Below are 17,932 nucleotides of genomic sequence, written 5' to 3'. Positions count from 1 at the left end.
ATCCGGTCGTGCGACCCGGTTCACGGGAAATCGAGTGACCGTGGGCCGAGGGGCGGCACCAGCCCCTCGGCCGCCGCGCGGGTGAGCAGTCCGCGCACGGCCGCGTAGCCGTCCTCGCCGAGATCGGCCGTGAACTCGTTGACGTAGAGCCCGATGTGCTGGTCGGCGACGGCCGGGTCCATTTCCTGGGCGTGTTCCATGACGTACGGGCGGGAGGTCTCGGGGTCGTCCCAGGCGGCGCGTACGGAGGTGCGGATCGACTCGGCGAGGCGGGTCAGGACGGCCGTACCGAGCGACCTCTTCGCGATGATCGCGCCGAGCGGGATCGGCAGTCCGGTGGTGGACTCCCAGTGCTCGCCCATGTCCGCGAGCTTGTGCAGCCCGTAGTTCCGGTACGTGAAGCGGGCCTCGTGGATGACCAGGCCGGCGTCGACCTTCCCGTCGCGCACGGCCGGCATGATCTCGTGGAACGGCAGGACGACGATCTCGCCGACCCCTCCGGGAACCATGTCCGCCGCCCACAGCCGGAACAGCAGGTACGCCGTCGACCTCTCGCTCGGCACGGCGACGGTACGGCCGGTCAGTCCCCCGCCGCCGAAGGACTCGGAGGCGTCCCCGGCCCCGGTCTCCCTGGTCAGCACCAGCGGCCCGCAGCCCCGCCCCAGCGCGCCGCCGCAGGGCAGCAGCGCGTAGTCGTCGAGGACGTACGGCAGCACGGCGTACGACACCTTCAGCACGTCGTGCTCGCCGCGCTCGGCCATGCCGTTGGTGATGTCGATGTCCGCGAACGTCACGTCGAGCGCGGGCGCGCCGGGGACGCGGCCGTGGGCCAGGGCGTCGAAGACGAAGGTGTCGTTCGGGCAGGGGGAGTAGGCGATGCGCAACGGGTCTTCAGTCATGGGGGTTCCAACTCTCCAGGGCGGGCGCGAGCTTCCCGAAGGCCTTCGTCAGGGCGGCGAGCGCCTCGCCGATGCGCCAGGCGGCCCGGTCGCGGGGGCCCACCGGGTTGGAGACCGCGCGGACCTCCAGCACGGGCACCCCGTGCGCGGCGGCCGCCTCGGCGACCCCGAAGCCCTCCATGGCCTCGGCGAGGGCCCGGGGGTGGCGCTCGCGCAGGGCGTCGGCACGGGCGGCGGTCCCGGTGACCGTGGAGACGGTCAGGACCGTGCCGGTACGCGCCCCGGTGGCGTTCGCGGCCAGCCGGACGAGGGCGGCGGGCGGACGGTGGGTCACGGTGCCGAAGCCCAGCTCGGTCACCGGCAGGAAGCCCTCGGCGGTCTCCGCGCCCAGGTCGGCGACGGTGATCTCGTCGGCGACGACCAGGGAGCCGACCGGCGCTCCGGGCGCGAAGCCGCCGGCGATCCCGGCGGACACCACGAGGTCGTACGGCGTGCCCGCGAGGGCGGCCGCGGTGAGGGCGGTGGCCGTGCGGGCGGCGGCGAGGGCGGGGCCGACACCGGCGGCCAGGAGGTCGTACGCCACGTCGGGGCGGTACAGGGACAGGGCGGTGCCGGGCAGCCGCACCACGTGGGCGGGCTCCACGAAGGCCCCTGCCACCGCGTCCCGTTCGGCGGGGACCGCGGTGGCCACGAGGACGCGGACGCGGGACGTGGTCAGTCGTCCTTCTTGAGCTTGAACGACCACAGGCCGGTCGCGGCCTGGCTGTCCTTCTTGCCGTCGCCCGCCTTGATGGTGACCAGGGTGGAGTCGCCCTGGGCGCCGTACTGGGCGTTGAAGAAGACGCTGCCGGGGATGACGCGGTAGGTCTTGTCGCTGTCCTCGGTGAGCGGCTGACCGTTCATCAGGATCGTCCAGCGCTGGTCGGCGACGTCCGGGTCGACGCCGAAGCGGACGCTCTCGTCCGGGTCGACGGTGATGGACTTGATGTCCTTCTCCGCCAGGCACTCGGTCACCTCCGCGGGCTTGAGGACGCCGTCCTCGCCGCCGCAGGTGGCCTCCGAGCTGACCGAGGAGGAGCCGACGGTGAGAGTGGACATCGGAGTCGGCTTGTCGCACGCCGACAGGACGAGCAGTCCGGCGGAAACGGCGCCGGCGGCGGCGACGGCGCGGCGGCGTCGCACAACGGATCGCATCGAGGTCATGGGGCGAAGGCTATCTGGCACGTCCGGCCCTCCCTCTACGTGGGGTGCGGCGCGGCCGCGGGTTACGCCACGCGGGCCCCGCCCCACCCGGTCAGGCCACCGTCGTCCGGGGTGAGCCGCCGTGCCGGGCGGAGCCGATCAGGCCCCGGGCGGTGACCGCCCAGCCGGTGGCGATCACCACGGCGGCCACGGAGAGCCCCAGGGCGCCGTTGAGCGGCATCACGATGCCCACGGCGCCGCCGAACACCCATGACACCTGAAGGAGCGTCTCCGAGCGGGCGAACGCCGAGGTGCGCACCAGCTCGGGCACGTCCCGCTGGATCAGCGCGTCCAGGGACAGTTTGGACAGCGCCTGCGAGAAGCCGGCGACGGCCGTGAGGCAGGCCACCAGGAACGCGCCGAAGAAGACGGCGGCGGTGATCGCCGCGCCCAGCACGACCGCGACCACGGTCACGATGATCCGTTCCGGTGCGCGTGAGCGCAGGGCCGCGCCCACGGAGGTGCCCAGCGCGTTGCCGACGCCGGCCGCGACGGCGACGATGCCGAGGGAGACCGCCGCGCCCTGCCCGGTCAGCGGGTGCTCGCGCAGCAGGAAGGCCAGGAAGAACGTCAGGAACCCGGACAGCCAGCGCAGGGCCGCGTTGGCGCCCAGGGCGTTGATGACGGCGGTGCCGACCGTCCTGAGGCCGGGGCGCTTGACGGGGCGGATGTGGGGGCCGTGCAGATGGGTCTCGTCGGAGGCGAGCAGTGCCCTGTCCTCGCCCTTGGCCGAGTCGACCTTCGGGGGCAGCGAGAAGGACAGGAAGGTGCCCGCGACGAAGATCACGAAGGCGCCGTAGAGCGGGTAGCGGGGGCCGAGGAGCTGGAGGCCGCCGCCCACGGGCGCGGCGAGGCCGGTGGCCAGGAGGCCGCCCAGGGTCACTCGGGAGTTGGCCTTCACCAGGGAGAAGCGCGGTGGCAGCAGACGGGGCACGACGGCGCTTCTGACCACCCCGTACGCCTTCGACGCCACCAGGACGCCGAGGGCCGCCGGATACAGCTCGATGCTGCCGGTGACGACCGCGCCGGACAGCACCAGGGCGAGGAGAGCGCGCGCGACCATCGCACCGGCCATCGCCGCGCGGCGGCCGTGCGGGAGCTTGTCGAGGAGCGGGCCGATCACCGGGGCGAGGAGGGTGAAGGGTGCCATCGTGATGGCGAGGTAGAGCGCCACGCGGCCGCGGGCCTCGTCGGTGGGGACCGAGAAGAACACGGTGGAGGCGAGCGCGATGGTGATCATCACATCGCCCGCGCCGTTCACGGCGTGCAGCTCGATCAGTTTGCCGAGCCCGGACTCGCCCGCGCCGTGCGCGTGCGTGGCCTTGCGGATGCCACGGGCGGTTCCGGTGAAGGGCAGGTGCAGGGCACGGCCGATCGCGCGGACGGACCCGTTCATTCGGCCCGAACCGCTCACCCGGCCCCTCCCCTTGCCCTTGTCGCCCTTCGCCCCACCGGTCCCGGTGGCGCCCTGGGATGTCCTCGCGGTAGCCACTCCGCCATAGTGCCCCGAGAAAGCCGGATGTAGCGCGGTTGCCGCACTTATGGGCGCGCGCTTTCCGGCTCGTGGACGGCGGGTGGACGGCTCACGGTCGGCTTGTGGGCGGCTCGCCGACAGGCCGGGGATGGGCCGGGGACGGGCCGAAAAGGGGCCGGGGAGGGGCCGAAAAGGGGCCGGGGAGGGGCTGGGAAGGGCCGTCGGCGGGGGGTCCGGCAGGGGGGCGAGTGCGCGGAAACTCGGCGCGGAGTGCTGTAGAAGCACCGTCGGTGTGGGATGAGCGGCCGCGAACAGGTAGCGTGCGTATCTCAGCCATCCCCCACAATGGATGGCACAGGTGCGCCCGAGCGCGATCGGACGCGGACGTCGACGCGGCCCACTGGTCCGCTCCGTCCGCTCCGCCGCCGGTGGCAACCGCACCCGAGTGACGGCGTAGGAGAGAAGCGATACCTGTGAGCGCAGCGACCACGCGAAGCCGCACCCCCGACCGCCTGTGCGCCGAGGCCGTCGACCTCGCCCGCGCGGCGGCAGAGGAGGCCGCCGCGCCCGGCGTGGTCGGCGAGCACGTAGGGGTCCTCTCCGAGGGCGACCGGGTGGTGACGCACTTCTTCGAGTGCCAGGAACTCGGCTACCGGGGCTGGCGCTGGGCGGTGACCGTCGCGCGGGCCTCGCGGGCGAAGGCCGTGACGCTGGACGAGGTGGTGCTGCTGCCCGGCCCGGACGCGGTGCTGGCCCCCGAGTGGGTCCCGTGGAGCGAACGCCTGCGCCCCGGCGACATGGGCCCAGGCGACCTCCTTCCCACGGACGCGGACGACCTGCGTCTGGAGCCGGGCTACACCGGCGAGGACGCCCCGTTGCCCAGTTCGGCCGTCTCGCGGGAGATGGCGGAGCTGGTGGAGGCGGAGGACGCCGAGGTGACGGCCGATCCGCCGGCGGCACTGCCGGCGGTCCCGGCCCGCGGCACCGTCGCGGCGGTGGCGGAGGAGCTGGGGATGCGCCGGGCGCGCGTCCTGTCGCGGTACGGCCTGCACACGGCCGCCGACCGCTGGGACGAGGCGTTCGGTGCGAAGACGCCGATGGCGCAGGCGGCGCCGGCGTCCTGCGTCAGCTGTGGCTTCCTGACGCCGATCGGCGGCTCCCTGGGGCAGGCCTTCGGGATCTGCGCCAACGAGTTCTCGCCGGCCGACGGGCGTGTGGTGTCGCTGGCGTACGGCTGTGGTGGGCACTCGGAGGCGGCGGTCATGCCGACGCCGCCCCGGCCGGCGCTGCCGGTGATCGACGAGAACCGGGTGGACCCGTTCCCGCTGCGGCCCGCCCCCGACTCCGGGTCCGTCCCGGCGGCGACCGACGAGGAGTCGGCGGAGCTGGGCCACTCGTAGCGCAGGCGTCCTCCTCGCCCCCGCCGCCCACTTCCCGACCCGGCCCCCGGCGGGTGCGCCCGGGGCCCTGGCTCCGGGGTGGACGGCGTTGTGGCCGGACTTACCAGGCGGGGGCCCTTGGGCCCGGCCGACGGCGGCCGATCGGGTCGGGTGGCGGGCCCGCGGCAGGTGACCGGGTCGCGGCGTGGGCCGGAGGGGGCCGGTCTCACCGATGCGGAACGGGTTGCCGCCCCTGGGCCCTGACCCGGTGTGGACGGCATTGTGGCCGGGCTCCCTCGGCGGGGGCCCTGGGGATAGGCCGGCGGCGGCCGATCGGGTCGGGTGGTGGGCCCGCGGCAGGTGACCGGGTCGGGGGCGTGGGCCGGAGGGGGCCGGTTCCACCGAGGCGAACGGGTTGCCGCCCCTGGGCCCTGACCTGGCGTGGACGGCGTCGTGGCCGGACTCCCCCTGGCCGCACTCCCCCTGGCGGGCACCCCCTGGCCGGACTCCCCCCGGCCGGGCACCCGCGGACGGGCCGGCGGCCGACGGGATCGGGTGGCGGGCCCGTGGCAGGTGACCGGGTCGGGCGTGGGCCGCAGGGGGCCGGAAGGGGCCGGGCCCACCGATGCGGAACCGGCGGAGCCGCTCGCGGTACCTTCGAGCTCACGGCGATGAGGAGAGTGAACCGACGTGAGCAAGTTCGTGCGGCCCGCGGCCGAGGGGGCCGATCCGTTCGGAACGGCCCGACTGCGGCGCGGAGTGCTGGACGCCTGGGCCACGAGTCCCGCCCGATTCCGGGAGGACGCCAACGCCGAGGAGGATCTGGTCCTCGGCGGCTACCGGGACCGCCTCGTCGTGGAGCTGGCGCAGAACGCCGCCGACGCGGCCGCCCGCGCGGGTACGCCCGGCCGGCTGCGCCTCACCCTGCGTGAGGGGGTCCTGGTCGCCGCGAACACCGGCGCCCCGCTGGACGCGGCCGGAGTGGAGTCCCTCTCCACGCTGCGCGCCTCCGCGAAGCGCGAGACCCACGAGTCGGCGATCGGCCGCTTCGGCGTCGGCTTCGCCGCCGTTCTCGCCGTCACCGACGAGCCCGCCGTCGTCGGCCGGCACGGCGGTGTCCGCTGGTCCCTGGCGGAGGCCCGCGTGCTGGCCTCGGAGACCGCCCGGCACAGTCCGGGCCTGGGCGACGAGATCCGCCGCAGGGAGGGCCACGTGCCGCTGCTGCGGCTGCCCTTCGCGGCCGAGGGCACCGCCCCCGACCCGTACGACACGGCCGTCATCCTGCCCCTGCGCGACGCCGCCGCCGCCGATCTCGCGGAACGGCTCCTCACCGCCGTCGACGACGCCCTCCTCCTCGCCCTGCCGGGCCTGGAGGAGATCGTGATCGAGGTCGGCGACGCGGCCCCGCGCACCCTGACCCGGAACACCGACGGCGCCCTCACGGTCGTGGCGGACACGCGGGAGGGGACGACCCGGTGGCGGATCGCCGCCGCGCACGGGCCCCTCACGCCCGATCTGCTCACCGACCGGCCGGTGGAGGAGCGGCTGCGGCCCCACTGGTCGGTGACGTGGGCCGTACCGGTCGACGCGGACGGCTCCCCGGCCCGGCCCCGCACCCGCCCCGTCGTGCACGCGCCCACCCCCAGCGACGAGCCCCTCGGCGTGCCCGCGCTGCTCATCGCCTCCTTCCCCCTCGACCCCACCCGGCGGCACGCGGCGCCCGGACCGCTCACCGACCATCTCGTGCAGCGGGCGGCGGACGCGTACGCCGGGCTGCTGGCCGGCTGGCGCCCGGTGAGCACCGGCGTCATCGACCTCGTGCCGGGCCCGCTCGGCAAGGGGGAACTGGACGGCGCGCTGCGGCAGGCGATCCTGGAGCGGCTGCCGCGTACGGCGTTCCTGCCGCCCGCCGTCGAGCCGGTGGACCACGAGGGCGAGGACGACGAGGGCGAGGACGAGCACGAGCTGCCCGAGGCGTTGCGGCCCCGGGACGCGGAGGTCGTCGAGGGGGCGGGCGCCGACACCGTGCGGGTGCTCGCCGAGGTGCTGCCGACGCTGCTGCCCGCCGGGCTGGAACGCCGGGTGGAGCTGCGCACGCTGGGGGTGGCCCGGGTCCCGCTCGCCGACGCGGTCGACCGGCTGGCCGGGCTGGAGAAGGACGCGCAGTGGTGGTACCGGCTCTACGAGAGCCTCGCCGGGGTCGATCCCGACCGGCTCTCCGGGCTTCCGGTCCCCTTGGCCGACGGCCGGACGACGATCGGCCCCCGGCAGGTGCTGCTGCCCACCTCGGACGCGGCCCGTCTCGACGCCGACGTCCTGGCCCGCCTGGGCCTCAAGGTGGCCCACCCGGACGCCGCCCATCCGCTGCTGGAGAAGCTGGGGGCGCTGCCCGCGACGCCGCGCGCGGTCCTGACCACCCCGCAGGTGCGGGCGGCCGTGGCCGCGTCCCTGGACGACGACGGCGGGGCCTGGGACGACCAGGACACGCCGGACGCCGAGGAGTTGGCCGACACCGTCCTCGCGCTCGTCCGCGACGCGGGCCTGGAACCCGGCGAGGAGCCCTGGCTGGGTGCCCTGGCGCTGCCCGACGAGGAGGGGGAGCTGGCCCCGGCCGGTGAACTCGTCCTCCCCGGCAGCCCGTTCGCCCGGGTCGTGCGCGAGGACGAACTCGCCCACGTCGACCAGGAGCTGGCCGACAAGTGGGGCGAGCAGCCCCTCGCCGCCTGCGGCGTCCTCAGCGGCTTCGCGCTGGTGCGGGCCACGGACGTCGTCCTCGACCCGGACGAACTCGAGCCCCGCGAGGGCGACTTCGCCGAACCCGACGACGCGGGACTGCTGGACGCCGTGGACGTGTGGGCCGAGGACATCCTCGACCGCTTCCCCGACACGCCCGTCCCGCCGGTCGCCACCGAACTGGTCGCCGTCCGCGACCTCGACCTCGTCGACGACGACCACTGGCCGCAGGCCCTCGCCCTGCTCGCCCGGCCCCCCCTGCGCGACGCCCTCACCCAGCCGGTCCGCATCCTCCTCGCGGACGGCACCCACGAGGTCGTACGCCCGTACACGGCATGGTGGCTGCGCGGTCACCCCGTCCTCGACGGCCGCCGCCCGGCGGGCCTGCTCGCGGCCGGCGGCGACCCCCTCCTGCACGGCCTGTACGACCAGGCCGACGCGACGGGCTTCGACGACGAGCAGGTGCTGCGGGCCCTGGGCGTACGCACCTCCGTGGCCGCCCTCCTCGACGAGCCGGGCGGCGCGGCCGAACTGCTCGACCGGCTCGCCGATCCCGACCGCCCGGTGAGCGCCGGCCAACTGCACGGCCTGTACAGCGCGTTGGCGGAACTGGACCCGGATCGGGTGACCCTGCCGGACGAGCTGCGGGCGGTCGTCGACGGCCGGGTGGAGATCGTGGACGCGGCCGAGGCGGTCGTGGTCGACTCGCCCGACCTGCTGCCCTTCACGGCGGGCGTCCCGCTGCTCCCCGTACGGCCCGCGCGGGCGGCGGAGCTGGCCGAGCTGTTCCAGGTCCGGCGTCTCAGCGAGTCCGTGACGGGCGAGATCCACTCCGAAGGCACCGCGCACGACGTCCCGGACCCGGTGCGCACCCTGCTCGGCCCGAGCACCCCCGGTACCTACGTCGAGCACGAGGAACTCGTCGTCGACGGCGTGGAGATCGACTGGCGCCTCACCGGTGACGGCGTCCTGCACGCCGCCACCCTGGAGGGCGTCGCCGCCGGCCTGGCCTGGGCGGCCGGCCAGTGGCCCCGCCGCTTCGAGGTGGCGGCCCTGCTGGAGGACCCGTCCAGGACGGGGGAGTTGGCGCGGGACCGCTGGTTCGACTGAGGCGATGGCGCACGGGCGCGGGCCCCCCGGGTGACTCCGGGGCGCCCGCGCGAGCCCGTGCGCGTGGCCGCACGGCCGGGCCCCGCGAGCGTCGTGTCTCTGTTCGGTAAATCTCCATCAGTTCGCACAACCCTTCACATCCGTCGCGCATCTGATCGGATGAGCCAACAGGCTCCGCGATCACTTGGGCCCTGAGCGAAGACGAGCTGTAGGAACGACGCCCGCCAGGGCCCCTTTCTCCATCGAGGGGAATGCATGCGCATCCGCGCCACCGTGGCCGCCGTCTCCGGCGCCCTGGCCCTCTCCGCGCTCGCCGTTCCGGCCGCCGGCGCCGTCGAGCCGGCGCCGGGCAAGGCCGACCTCTTCCAGGCCGCGCACCGCGCCGCCTCCGGCCGGACCGCGTTCACCGGTTCGACCACCGCGGCCGCCCCCTACGCCCTGGACCTGGCGTTCTCCGGCGTGAAGGTCAACAACGGCAGGCCGATCGTCGTCGGGACCACCGGCAAGGTGACGGCCCCCGTGTCGTTCCGGGTCACGCACGCCGCGGACATCGACCTGAGCGCTGAGGACGTCGAGTTCGACGTGCTCCTGTACCGCGGGTCGCTCACGAGCCCCAGCAACACCGTGTGGGGCGACTACCGGCCGAGCTGCGTCGACGTCTCCGCGACGGTGGCCACCTGCAGGAGCACCGTCGACATCCGTCCCCTCGAGGGGGACCTGCTGAACTCCGACGCCACCACCTTCAAGGCGCTGGGGTACGCGTTCGACTGGAACGACCAGCACCCCTACTCCGACGACAGCGTCGACTGGAGCAAGGTCGGCTACGCGGAGGGCGACGCCCTGGCGCTCGTCAAGCTCCAGCGCGCCTCCAGGCTGACCGTCGACGCCGCCCCCGAGCCGGTGAAGAAGGGCAAGACCCTCACCGTCACGGGCAAGCTCTCCCGCGCCAACTGGGAGGACAACCAGTACCACGGTTACTCCACCCAGCCGGTGAAGCTGCAGTTCCGCAAGAAGGGCAGCAGCACCTACACCACGGTCAGGACCATCAGGACGACCACGACCGGCACCTTGAGGACGACCGTCAAGGCGACCGTGGACGGCTACTTCCGCTACAGCTTCGCGGGCACCTCGACGACCCCGGCGGCCACCGCCGCCGGTGACTTCGTCGACGTGCGCTGACGCCACCGACCCCGCGGGGCGGGGCCCGGCCCCGCATCGGTCGGGGAGCCGGCCTCCGCCGCGCCCACTCCCACACTCCTACGTTCTCCGAGGAACCTTCATGCGCGTACGCGCCACCACCACCGTCGCCGCCGTCATCGGCGCCGTCGCCCTCTCCGCCCTCGCCGTGCCGGCCGCGCAGGCCGCGCCGGCCGGTCCGGCGGTCACCCTCTCCAACGTGAAGGTCAACAGCAAGGCCGTCGTCGTCGGCCCCACCGCGAAGGTCACGGTCTCCGCGAGCTACACGGTGACCAAGCCCGCGAACCTCAGCGCCGCCTCCTTCGTCAGCGGCCCCGTCCTCTACCGCGGCAGCACGGTGAACGTCGAGAACCGGCTGCTCGCCGGCGACAACCCCGGCACCTGCACGGCGGCCTCCTCCACGGTCCTGAAGTGCAAGGCCACGATCCAGTTCCGGCCGGCCAAGTCCGACGACTTCGACGACCTGGTCAACTCGGACGCCGGCACCTGGAACATCGGCGCCGTCGCCATCGGCGACAGCGGCGTCACCGCCAAGGGCGGCTTCGGTACCGTCAAGGTGCTGCGCGCCTCGAAGCTCACGGCCAACGCCGCCCCCGAGCCGGTGAAGAAGGGCAAGACCATCACGGTCACGGGCAAGCTCTCCCGCGCCAACTGGGACAGCAACACCTACGCCGGGTACTCCACCCAGCCGGTGAAGCTCCAGTTCCGCAAGAAGGGCGCCAGCGCCTACACCACGGTCAAGACCATCAAGACGACCACGACGGGCGCCCTGAGGACGACCGTCAAGGCGACCGTGGACGGCTACTTCCGCTTCACCTTCGCGGGCACCTCGACCACCCCGGCGGCCACCGCCGCCGGTGACTTCATCGACGTGCGCTGACGTCACCGGACCCCTCGCGGACCCCTGGTGACAGGGCGCAACCGGTGACAGCGGACCGCTCGTGAAGGCCGGGTCCCCCGCAGCCCGCGGGGGACCCGGCCTTTCCCGTGGTCGTCGGTACGGGCGCCGGCCGGCGCGGCGGACGGCCTCGGCCGCGTGCGGTGACGAACGGCGGTGATCCCGCCAGGGCCGCGCGGGGGACCGCGCGGCCGGCGACGCGCCCGCGGCCGGCGACGCGCCCGCGGCCGGCGACGCGCCCGCGGCCGGCGACGCGCCCGCGGCCGGCGACACGCCCGCGGTCGGCGACACGCCCGCGGTCGGCCGAGCACCCCGGCCTCCCGGGCACCCACCGAGCGCTAGGCGGCCGCGCGGCGGTCGACCCCTCTCCACAGGAGTTCCAGGACGGCCGACGCGACCGCCGCGACGCCCACCGCGATCCACGGCATCGTCATCCCGACCAGCTTGAGCGCGAAGAAGTCCTGGAGCCACGGGACCGCCAGCACGAGCACGAAGGCCGCTCCCATGGACGCCACGAGCAGGACCCGCCACCAGGTGTAGGGCCGGGCGATGATGGCCAGCACCCACATCGAGATCAGGAACAGGGTCAGCGTCGCCGCGCTGGTCTCGGCCTCCAACGCGCCGTCCCCGGTGTAGTGGTGACGGGCGATCAGGTAGGTCACGAAGGTCGCCGCCCCGGCCAGCACCCCGCCCGGGACGGAGTACCGCATCACCCGCCGTACGAAGTGGGGCCGCGCGCGTTCCCTGTTGGGGGCGAGGGCGAGGAAGAACGCCGGGACGCCGATGGTCAGCGTCGACAGCAGGGTGAGATGGCGGGGCAGGAACGGGTACTCCACCTGCCAGCACACCACCAGCAGCGCCAGCAGCACCGAGTACACGGTCTTCACCAGGAACAGCGTGGCCACCCGGGTGATGTTGCCGATGACCCGCCGGCCCTCCGCCACCACCGACGGCAGTGTGGCGAAGCTGTTGTTCAGCAGCACGATCTGGGCGACCGCCCGCGTGGCCTCCGAGCCCGATCCCATCGCCACGCCGATGTCCGCGTCCTTCAGCGCGAGGACGTCGTTGACGCCGTCGCCGGTCATCGCGACGGTGTGCCCGCGTGACTGGAGGGCGCCGACCATGTCCCGCTTCTGTTGCGGGGTGACCCGTCCGAACACCGTGCCCTCGTCGAGCGCCGCGGCCATCGACTCCGGGTCGGCGGGCAGCCGGCGCGCGTCCACCGTACGGCCGTCCAGGCCCAGCTTGGCGGCGACGGCGCCCACGGACACCGCGTTGTCGCCGGAGACGACCTTGGCGCGGACGTCCTGTTCGGCGAAGTAGCGCAGGGTGTCGGCCGCGTCGGGGCGCAGTCGCTGGTCCAGGACGACCAGGGCGGTGGCGTGGGCGCCGCGGGCCACCTCGGGGTCGGCGAGGTCGCGCACGGCGCGGGCGAGCAGCAGCACGCGCAGGCCCTGCTCGTTGAGCCGTTCGGTCTCGGCGAGGGCGGGGTCGTCGGCGGCGAGGAGGACGTCGGGGGCGCCGAGCAGCCAGGTACTGCTCTCGCCGTCGCCGTCGCTGAAGGCGGCGCCGCTGTACTTGCGGGCGGAGGAGAAGGGCAGGGCCGCGGTGCGGCGCCAGTCCCCGGCGCTCGGGTAGGCGTCGATGATCGCCTGGAGGGAGGCGTTGGGCCGCGGATCGGACGCGCCGAGCGCGCCGAGCACCTCGCGCACGTGGGCGGCGTCGCTGCCGTCGAGGGCGCGGACCTCGGTGACGTCCATGCCGCCCTCGGTGAGGGTGCCGGTCTTGTCCAGGCAGACGGTGTCCACGCGGGCGAGGCCCTCGATGGCCGGCAGTTCCTGGACGAGGCACTGTTGACGGCCGAGCCGGACGACGCCGATGGCGAAGGCGACGGAGGTCAGCAGGACCAGACCCTCGGGAACCATCGGCACGATCCCGCCGACGGTTCTCGCGATCGAGTCCTTGAGGTCGTTGTCCTTGACGAACAGCTGGGTGACGACCAGGCCGATCGCGGCCGGGACCATCATCCACGTCACGTACTTGAGGATCGTGGAGATGCCGGTGCGCAGCTCGGAGTGGACGAGGGTGAAGCGGGACGCCTCCTCGGCGAGCTGGGCGGCGTAGGCCTCGCGCCCGACCTTGGTGGCCCGGAAGGCGCCGCCGCCGGCCACCACGAAGCTGCCGGACATCACCTGTTCGCCGGGGTGTTTGACGACGGGGTCCGCCTCGCCGGTGAGCAGCGACTCGTCGATCTCCAGGCCGTCGGCCTCGACGCACACCCCGTCCACCACGATCTTGTCGCCGGGGCCGATCTCGATGAGGTCGTCCAGGACGAGGGAGGAGGTGGCGACCGCGACGGCGGCACCGTCGCGCCGGACGGTCGGGCGCGCCTCGCCGACGACGGCGAGGGAGTCGAGGGTCTTCTTCGCCCGCCACTCCTGGACGATGCCGATGCCGGTGTTGGCGAGGATCACGTACCCGAAGAGGTTGTCCTGCATCGGCGCGACGAACAGCATGACGACCCAGAGGACGCCGATGATGGCGTTGAACCGGGTGAAGACGTTCGCCCGGACGATCTCGCCGACCGAGCGGCTGCTGCGGACGGGTATGTCGTTGACCTGACCGCGCGCCACGCGCTCGGCGACCTCGGCGGTGGTGAGCCCGGTCGCCGTGGGGGCCGTGGCGGTGGCGGCGGCGTCGGTATGGGTCATGGAATCGACGGTACGTGCCGAGGGGGTCGTTCACCCGCCGGAGGTCCGGAAGATCCGACCTGGGGAGGACGGCCGTCGTGCGGCGGTACTACGCGGACCCTTGGGGGTTCCTCCCGTGAACCCCGGCGGACGCGGCGCACGGGACGGCGGGGATGACGGGACGGCGCGGCGCACGGGACGGCGTGGACGACGGGACGGCGCGGACCAGCCGGGACCGCCCTCAGTCCTCCTCGGCGGCGCCCCGCTTGATCGCCCTGTCCCGCCTGCGGACGTACCAAATGCCGATGAATCCGAGGCCGCCGCCCGCGAGGCAGGTCCACAGCCACCACAGCCGGCCGTGGTCGTCGTACCAGCCGTAGAAGGGCAGCTGGAGGAGGAAGAGGGCGAACCAGAGGATCGTGCCGCCGGTGATGGTGGCGACCACGGGGCCCTCCAGGGGCTCCGGCGCCTCGTGCTTGGGGGTCCACTTCGCCATGGGGACAGCCTACGAGGCGATCAGTTCTACGCGCGGAGATGGTGCTCCCCGATTTATGCGTTCATACTGAAACGGTTTGCCTGTGACCATATTCTTTCGTAGAAAGCACCAAAGCGGCATGGGGGATGTCCGCCGGTGATGAGGTTCCCCATGTCCACCTCGGCTCCCGCCAAGGTTCCCGCGCCCGGAGAACCGGGCGGCACGCCCGCGTACGGCGCGCTCGACCGCTTCTTCCGCGTCTCCGAGCGGGGCAGCACCCTGCCCCGCGAGATCAGGGGCGGTTTCGCCACCTTCTTCGCGATGGCGTACATCATCGTGCTGAACCCGATCATCCTCGGCAGCGCGAAGGACATGTACGGGCACCAGCTCGACAACGGCCAGCTCGTCACCGCCACCTGTGTCACGGCCGCGTTCACGACGCTGCTGATGGGCGTCATCGGCAACGTGCCCATCGCCCTGGCCGCCGGTCTCGGCGTCAACTCCGTCGTCGCGCTCCAGCTCGCTCCCCGGATGGCCTGGCCGGACGCGATGGGCATGGTCGTCCTCGCCGGTCTCGTGGTCATGCTGCTGGTGGCGACCGGCCTGCGCGAGCGCGTCATGAACGCCGTGCCCTTCGGCCTGCGCAAGGCCATCAGCATCGGCATCGGCCTGTTCATCATGCTGATCGGCCTGGTCGACTCCGGGTTCGTCACCCGGATCCCGGACGTGGCCCACACCACCGTGCCGCTCCAGCTCGGCGGCGACGGTCATCTCAACGGCTGGCCGGTTCTCGTCTTCGTCCTCGGCGCGCTGCTGACGCTCGCGCTCATCGTCCGCAAGGTGCCCGGCGCGATCCTCATCTCGATCGTCGCGATGACCGCCCTGGCGCTGGTCGTCGACGCCGTCGCCACCGTCCCGACCTGGGGCCTGACCACCCCGCAGTGGCCCGGCAACCCGGTCGCCACCCCGGACTTCGGGCTCATCGGCGAGGTCAGCCTCTTCGGCGGCTTCGACAAGGTCGGCGTACTGACCGGCGTCCTCTTCGTCTTCACCGTGCTGCTGTCGTGCTTCTTCGACGCGATGGGCACGATCATGGGGGTCAGCGACGAGGCCAGGCTCACCGACGCGCAGGGCCAGATGCCCGGCATCAACAAGGTCCTCTTCGTCGACGGTCTCGCCGTGGCCGCCGGTGGCGCCAGCTCCTCCTCCGCCACCACCGCCTTCGTGGAGTCCACGGCGGGCGTCGGCGAGGGCGCCCGCACCGGCTTCGCGAACATCGTCACCGGCGGTCTCTTCGCCGTCGCGCTGTTCCTCACCCCGGTCGCCACGATGGTCCCCTCCCAGGCGGCCACCCCGGCCCTGCTCGCGGTGGGCTTCCTGATCCTGGCCGGCTCGGTCAAGGAGATCGACTGGGCCGACCACACCATCGCGATCCCGGCCTTCATCACGATGGTGATGATGCCGTTCACCTACTCGATCACCAACGGCATCGGCATGGGCTTCATCACCTTCGCGGTGCTGCGCCTGGCGGCCGGCCGCGGCCGGGAGGTCCCGGTCCCCATGTACGTGGTCTCCGCCGTGTTCGCCTTCTACTACCTGATGCCGGCCCTGGGCCTGACCTGAGCCGCGGGCCCCGCGGGAGCCGCGTCGCGCGCTCACGTGAGGCCGTAGAACCTCTCCGTCTCCTCGACGGCGGTCTGGAACCGCTCGTCGAAGTCGTCGCGAATGAGCGTCTGGACGACATAGTCCTGGACGCTCATTCCTCTTTTGGCGGCATGGTGCCGGAGCCGTTCGAGCAGTTCGTGGTCTATTCGCAGGCTGAGCACATCGGTCCCCATGGCTACGAGGGTCGCGGCACGGTCATGGCCCGTGGGTGACGTTCCGCGCTCGCACCACCCGTACGAGTGATATTCAGGTGGTCCGGCGGTTCAGTGGCGCGCGTCACGGGAACAGCGCGCCCGCGAGTTGGTCCTTAGCGAGAGTAATGAGTTACTCTAAATACATGCCGGACCTCAACCATGGCGACGACGCTGCCGCCGTGAACTCCCTGCGCTCCGCCGTCATGCGGCTGTCCCGTCGGCTCAAGCACCAGCGCGTCGACGAGTCGCTGAGCCCCACCGAGATGTCGGTGCTCGGCACCCTCTCCCTGTGCGGCAGCGCCACCCCCGGTGAGCTGGCCCGCAAGGAACACGTGCAGCCGCCGTCGATGACCCGCATCGTGGCGCTCCTGGAGGCCAAGGGCCTGGTCCGGCTGGAGCCGCATCCGGAGGACCGCCGCCAGAAGGTCGTCACGAAGACCGAGCAGGCCGAGGCCATGCTCGCGGAGAGCCGCGTCAAGCGGAACGCCTTCCTGGCCACCCTGGTCGACGGTCTCGACGAGGACGAGTGGGCGAAACTGCGCGCCGCCGCCCCCGTGCTGGAGAAGCTCGCGCATCTGTAGGCACTTCACGAGGAGGCGACCCTTTTGAGTTCGGGACCCGGAGCAGACTCCGCCCCCGCACCGGCAACCCACGAATCTCCCCCCGGCCCGTCCGGGGGCACCCGCGGTTCCTCGATGTTCAGCTCTCTGGGGATCAGGAACTACCGCCTGTTCTTCGCCGGGCAGGTCGTGTCCAACATCGGCACCTGGATGCAGCGCATCGCCCAGGACTGGCTGGTGCTCAGCCTCACCGGCTCCGCCACCGCCGTCGGCATCACCACGGCCCTCCAGTTCCTGCCGATGCTCCTGTTCGGCCTCTACGGCGGCGTCCTCGTCGACCGTCTGTCCAAGCGCCGCACCCTCCTGTTCACCCAGATGGCCATGGCCGTCACCGGGATCGCGCTCGCCCTGCTCACCCTCTCCGGACACGTCGAGATCTGGCACGTCTACGTCGCCGCCCTGGCCGTCGGGCTCGCGACCGTCCTGGACAATCCGGCCCGCCAGTCCTTCGTCTCCGAGATGGTCGGCCCGGACCAGCTCCAGAACGCCGTCAGCCTCAACTCCGCCAACTTCCAGTCGGCCCGCCTCGTCGGCCCGGCCGTCGCCGGCCTGATGATCACCGGAGTGGGCACCGGCTGGGCGTTCCTCGCCAACGGCCTGTCCTTCGTCGCGCCCATCGCCGGCCTGCTGCTGATGCGCTCCCGCGAACTGCACGCCGTCGAGCGCGCGCCGCGCGCCAGGGGCCAGCTGCGCGAGGGCCTGCGCTATGTCGCCGGCCGCCCGGACCTGACCTGGACCATCGTCCTGGTCGGCTTCGTCGGCACCTTCGGCTTCAACTTCCCCGTCTACCTCTCCGCCTTCGCCGACGACGTCTTCCACGCGGGCGCCGGCTCCTACAGCCTCTTCAACACCCTGATGGCCGTCGGCTCCCTGGTCGGCGCGCTGCTCGCGGCCCGCCGCGGAACCTCCCGGATGCGGGTGCTGATCGCGGCGGCGGTGGCGTTCGGCGTGATGGAGCTGGTCGCGGCCGTCGCCCCGTCCCTGTGGCTGTTCGCCCTGCTCATGGCGCCGATCGGCATGTTCGGCATGACGGTCAACGTCACCGCCAACACCACCATCCAGATGGGCACCGACCCGGCCATGCGCGGCCGCGTCATGGCCCTCTACATGATGGTCTTCCTCGGCGGCTCCCCGGTCGGCGCCCCGATCGCCGGCTGGATCACCGACGTGTACGGCGTCCGGGCGGGCCTGGCGGCGGGCGGCGCCGTCTCCGCGCTCGCGGCGGTGGTCATCGGCCTGGTCCTGGCCCGCGTCGGCGGCCTGCGCCTCTCGGTCGGCTGGTGCCACGGCCACCCGACCGTGCGGTTCGTGCCGCGCGAGCGGCGGAAGGAGCTGGCGGCCGTGGCATGACCGGCT

Annotated in this window: 14 protein-coding genes; 7 read left to right on the top strand and 7 right to left on the bottom strand. The window is 73.1% G+C overall.

The window, feature by feature from the left end; genetic code table 11:
* Positions 1 to 20 precede the first annotated feature (20 nt).
* From ACFYO5_RS30840 to ACFYO5_RS30825, 4 genes are all read right to left on the bottom strand, one after another.
* Positions 21 to 899: a 1,4-dihydroxy-6-naphthoate synthase gene (locus tag ACFYO5_RS30840; protein ID WP_388714983.1), complete on the bottom strand. Its 879-nt coding sequence runs from the start codon at positions 897 to 899 to the stop codon at positions 21 to 23.
* Entirely contained in the window at positions 892 to 1,644 is a 753-nt protein-coding gene (locus ACFYO5_RS30835; protein WP_388714980.1) for a futalosine hydrolase, read from the bottom strand. The genes ACFYO5_RS30840 and ACFYO5_RS30835 overlap by 8 nt, the downstream gene beginning before the upstream one ends.
* A complete protein-coding gene (locus tag ACFYO5_RS30830; RefSeq protein ID WP_388715315.1) occupies positions 1,614 to 2,093 on the bottom strand; it encodes a DUF2771 domain-containing protein in 480 nt (159 codons plus the stop codon). Before ACFYO5_RS30830 ends, ACFYO5_RS30835 begins: the two co-directional genes overlap by 31 nt.
* A 100-nt stretch (positions 2,094 to 2,193) precedes the next feature.
* Positions 2,194 to 3,633 carry an MFS transporter gene (locus ACFYO5_RS30825; RefSeq protein WP_388714977.1) on the bottom strand — a complete coding sequence of 480 codons (1,440 nt, stop codon included), beginning with the start codon at positions 3,631 to 3,633 and terminating at the stop codon, positions 2,194 to 2,196.
* A 455-nt stretch (positions 3,634 to 4,088) separates the two neighbouring features.
* Between ACFYO5_RS30825 and ACFYO5_RS30820 the strand changes: the two genes are divergently transcribed.
* The 4 genes from ACFYO5_RS30820 to ACFYO5_RS30805 all read left to right on the top strand — a co-directional run bounded on the left by ACFYO5_RS30820 (position 4,089) and on the right by ACFYO5_RS30805 (position 10,914).
* On the top strand, positions 4,089 to 5,015 hold the full coding sequence (locus ACFYO5_RS30820) for a DUF3027 domain-containing protein (protein WP_356564976.1): 927 nt from the start codon (positions 4,089 to 4,091) through the stop codon (positions 5,013 to 5,015).
* Positions 5,016 to 5,684: 669 nt separating this feature from the next.
* Positions 5,685 to 8,837, top strand: a complete 3,153-nt coding sequence (locus ACFYO5_RS30815; protein WP_388714974.1) for a sacsin N-terminal ATP-binding-like domain-containing protein — start codon at positions 5,685 to 5,687, stop codon at positions 8,835 to 8,837.
* 255 nt (positions 8,838 to 9,092) lie between these two features.
* Positions 9,093 to 10,016, top strand: coding sequence for a hypothetical protein (locus tag ACFYO5_RS30810; RefSeq protein WP_388714971.1), 924 nt, complete (start codon positions 9,093 to 9,095; stop codon positions 10,014 to 10,016).
* Positions 10,017 to 10,116: 100 nt separating this feature from the next.
* Positions 10,117 to 10,914, top strand: a complete 798-nt coding sequence (locus tag ACFYO5_RS30805; protein ID WP_388714968.1) for a hypothetical protein — start codon at positions 10,117 to 10,119, stop codon at positions 10,912 to 10,914.
* Between the two features lie 356 nt (positions 10,915 to 11,270).
* Here the strand turns inward: ACFYO5_RS30805 and ACFYO5_RS30800 are convergent, their stop codons facing one another.
* Together ACFYO5_RS30800 and ACFYO5_RS30795 are read right to left on the bottom strand one after the other, a co-directional pair.
* Positions 11,271 to 13,643: an HAD-IC family P-type ATPase gene (locus ACFYO5_RS30800; protein ID WP_388714966.1), complete on the bottom strand. Its 2,373-nt coding sequence runs from the start codon at positions 13,641 to 13,643 to the stop codon at positions 11,271 to 11,273.
* A 220-nt stretch (positions 13,644 to 13,863) separates the two neighbouring features.
* On the bottom strand, positions 13,864 to 14,118 hold the full coding sequence (locus ACFYO5_RS30795) for a DUF2530 domain-containing protein (protein ID WP_388714963.1): 255 nt from the start codon (positions 14,116 to 14,118) through the stop codon (positions 13,864 to 13,866).
* A gap of 150 nt (positions 14,119 to 14,268) precedes the next feature.
* Here ACFYO5_RS30795 and ACFYO5_RS30790 point away from each other — a divergent pair, with 150 nt between their 5' ends.
* Entirely contained in the window at positions 14,269 to 15,720 is a 1,452-nt protein-coding gene (locus ACFYO5_RS30790; RefSeq protein ID WP_388714960.1) for an NCS2 family permease, read from the top strand.
* A gap of 32 nt (positions 15,721 to 15,752) precedes the next feature.
* Here ACFYO5_RS30790 and ACFYO5_RS30785 read toward each other — a convergent pair whose 3' ends face one another.
* A complete protein-coding gene (locus ACFYO5_RS30785) occupies positions 15,753 to 15,935 on the bottom strand; it encodes a ribbon-helix-helix protein, CopG family (RefSeq protein ID WP_356564989.1) in 183 nt (60 codons plus the stop codon).
* A gap of 164 nt (positions 15,936 to 16,099) precedes the next feature.
* Between ACFYO5_RS30785 and ACFYO5_RS30780 the strand changes: the two genes are divergently transcribed.
* Both ACFYO5_RS30780 and ACFYO5_RS30775 read left to right on the top strand, forming a co-directional pair.
* Entirely contained in the window at positions 16,100 to 16,537 is a 438-nt protein-coding gene (locus ACFYO5_RS30780; protein WP_356564991.1) for a MarR family transcriptional regulator, read from the top strand.
* Between the two features lie 24 nt (positions 16,538 to 16,561).
* The gene (locus tag ACFYO5_RS30775; protein WP_356564993.1) at positions 16,562 to 17,926 is read left to right on the top strand and encodes an MFS transporter; all 1,365 of its coding nucleotides are present in this window, start codon (positions 16,562 to 16,564) and stop codon (positions 17,924 to 17,926) included.
* The last annotated feature ends 6 nt before the right edge of the window (positions 17,927 to 17,932 follow it).

Origin of the sequence: Streptomyces sp. NPDC006259, assembly GCF_042870975.1 — a bacterium.
In the GTDB taxonomy this organism is placed as follows: Bacteria; Actinomycetota; Actinomycetes; order Streptomycetales; family Streptomycetaceae; genus Streptomyces.
Note: the sequence above shows the minus strand (reverse complement) of the source record. Positions and strands in the feature narration are given on the sequence as shown.

What these genes read in the sequence shown, in the direction of transcription:
- ACFYO5_RS30840 (WP_388714983.1), bottom strand. Translation starts at nt 899, where the DNA reads ATGACTGAAGACCCGTTGCGCATCGCCTACTCCCCCTGCCCGAACGAC.
- ACFYO5_RS30830 (WP_388715315.1), bottom strand. Translation starts at nt 2,093, where the DNA reads ATGCGATCCGTTGTGCGACGCCGCCGCGCCGTCGCCGCCGCCGGCGCC.
- ACFYO5_RS30810 (WP_388714971.1), top strand. Translation starts at nt 9,093, where the DNA reads ATGCGCATCCGCGCCACCGTGGCCGCCGTCTCCGGCGCCCTGGCCCTC.
- ACFYO5_RS30805 (WP_388714968.1), top strand. Translation starts at nt 10,117, where the DNA reads ATGCGCGTACGCGCCACCACCACCGTCGCCGCCGTCATCGGCGCCGTC.
- ACFYO5_RS30800 (WP_388714966.1), bottom strand. Translation starts at nt 13,643, where the DNA reads ATGACCCATACCGACGCCGCCGCCACCGCCACGGCCCCCACGGCGACC.
- ACFYO5_RS30795 (WP_388714963.1), bottom strand. Translation starts at nt 14,118, where the DNA reads ATGGCGAAGTGGACCCCCAAGCACGAGGCGCCGGAGCCCCTGGAGGGC.
- ACFYO5_RS30790 (WP_388714960.1), top strand. Translation starts at nt 14,269, where the DNA reads ATGTCCACCTCGGCTCCCGCCAAGGTTCCCGCGCCCGGAGAACCGGGC.
- ACFYO5_RS30785 (WP_356564989.1), bottom strand. Translation starts at nt 15,935, where the DNA reads ATGGGGACCGATGTGCTCAGCCTGCGAATAGACCACGAACTGCTCGAA.
- ACFYO5_RS30780 (WP_356564991.1), top strand. Translation starts at nt 16,100, where the DNA reads ATGCCGGACCTCAACCATGGCGACGACGCTGCCGCCGTGAACTCCCTG.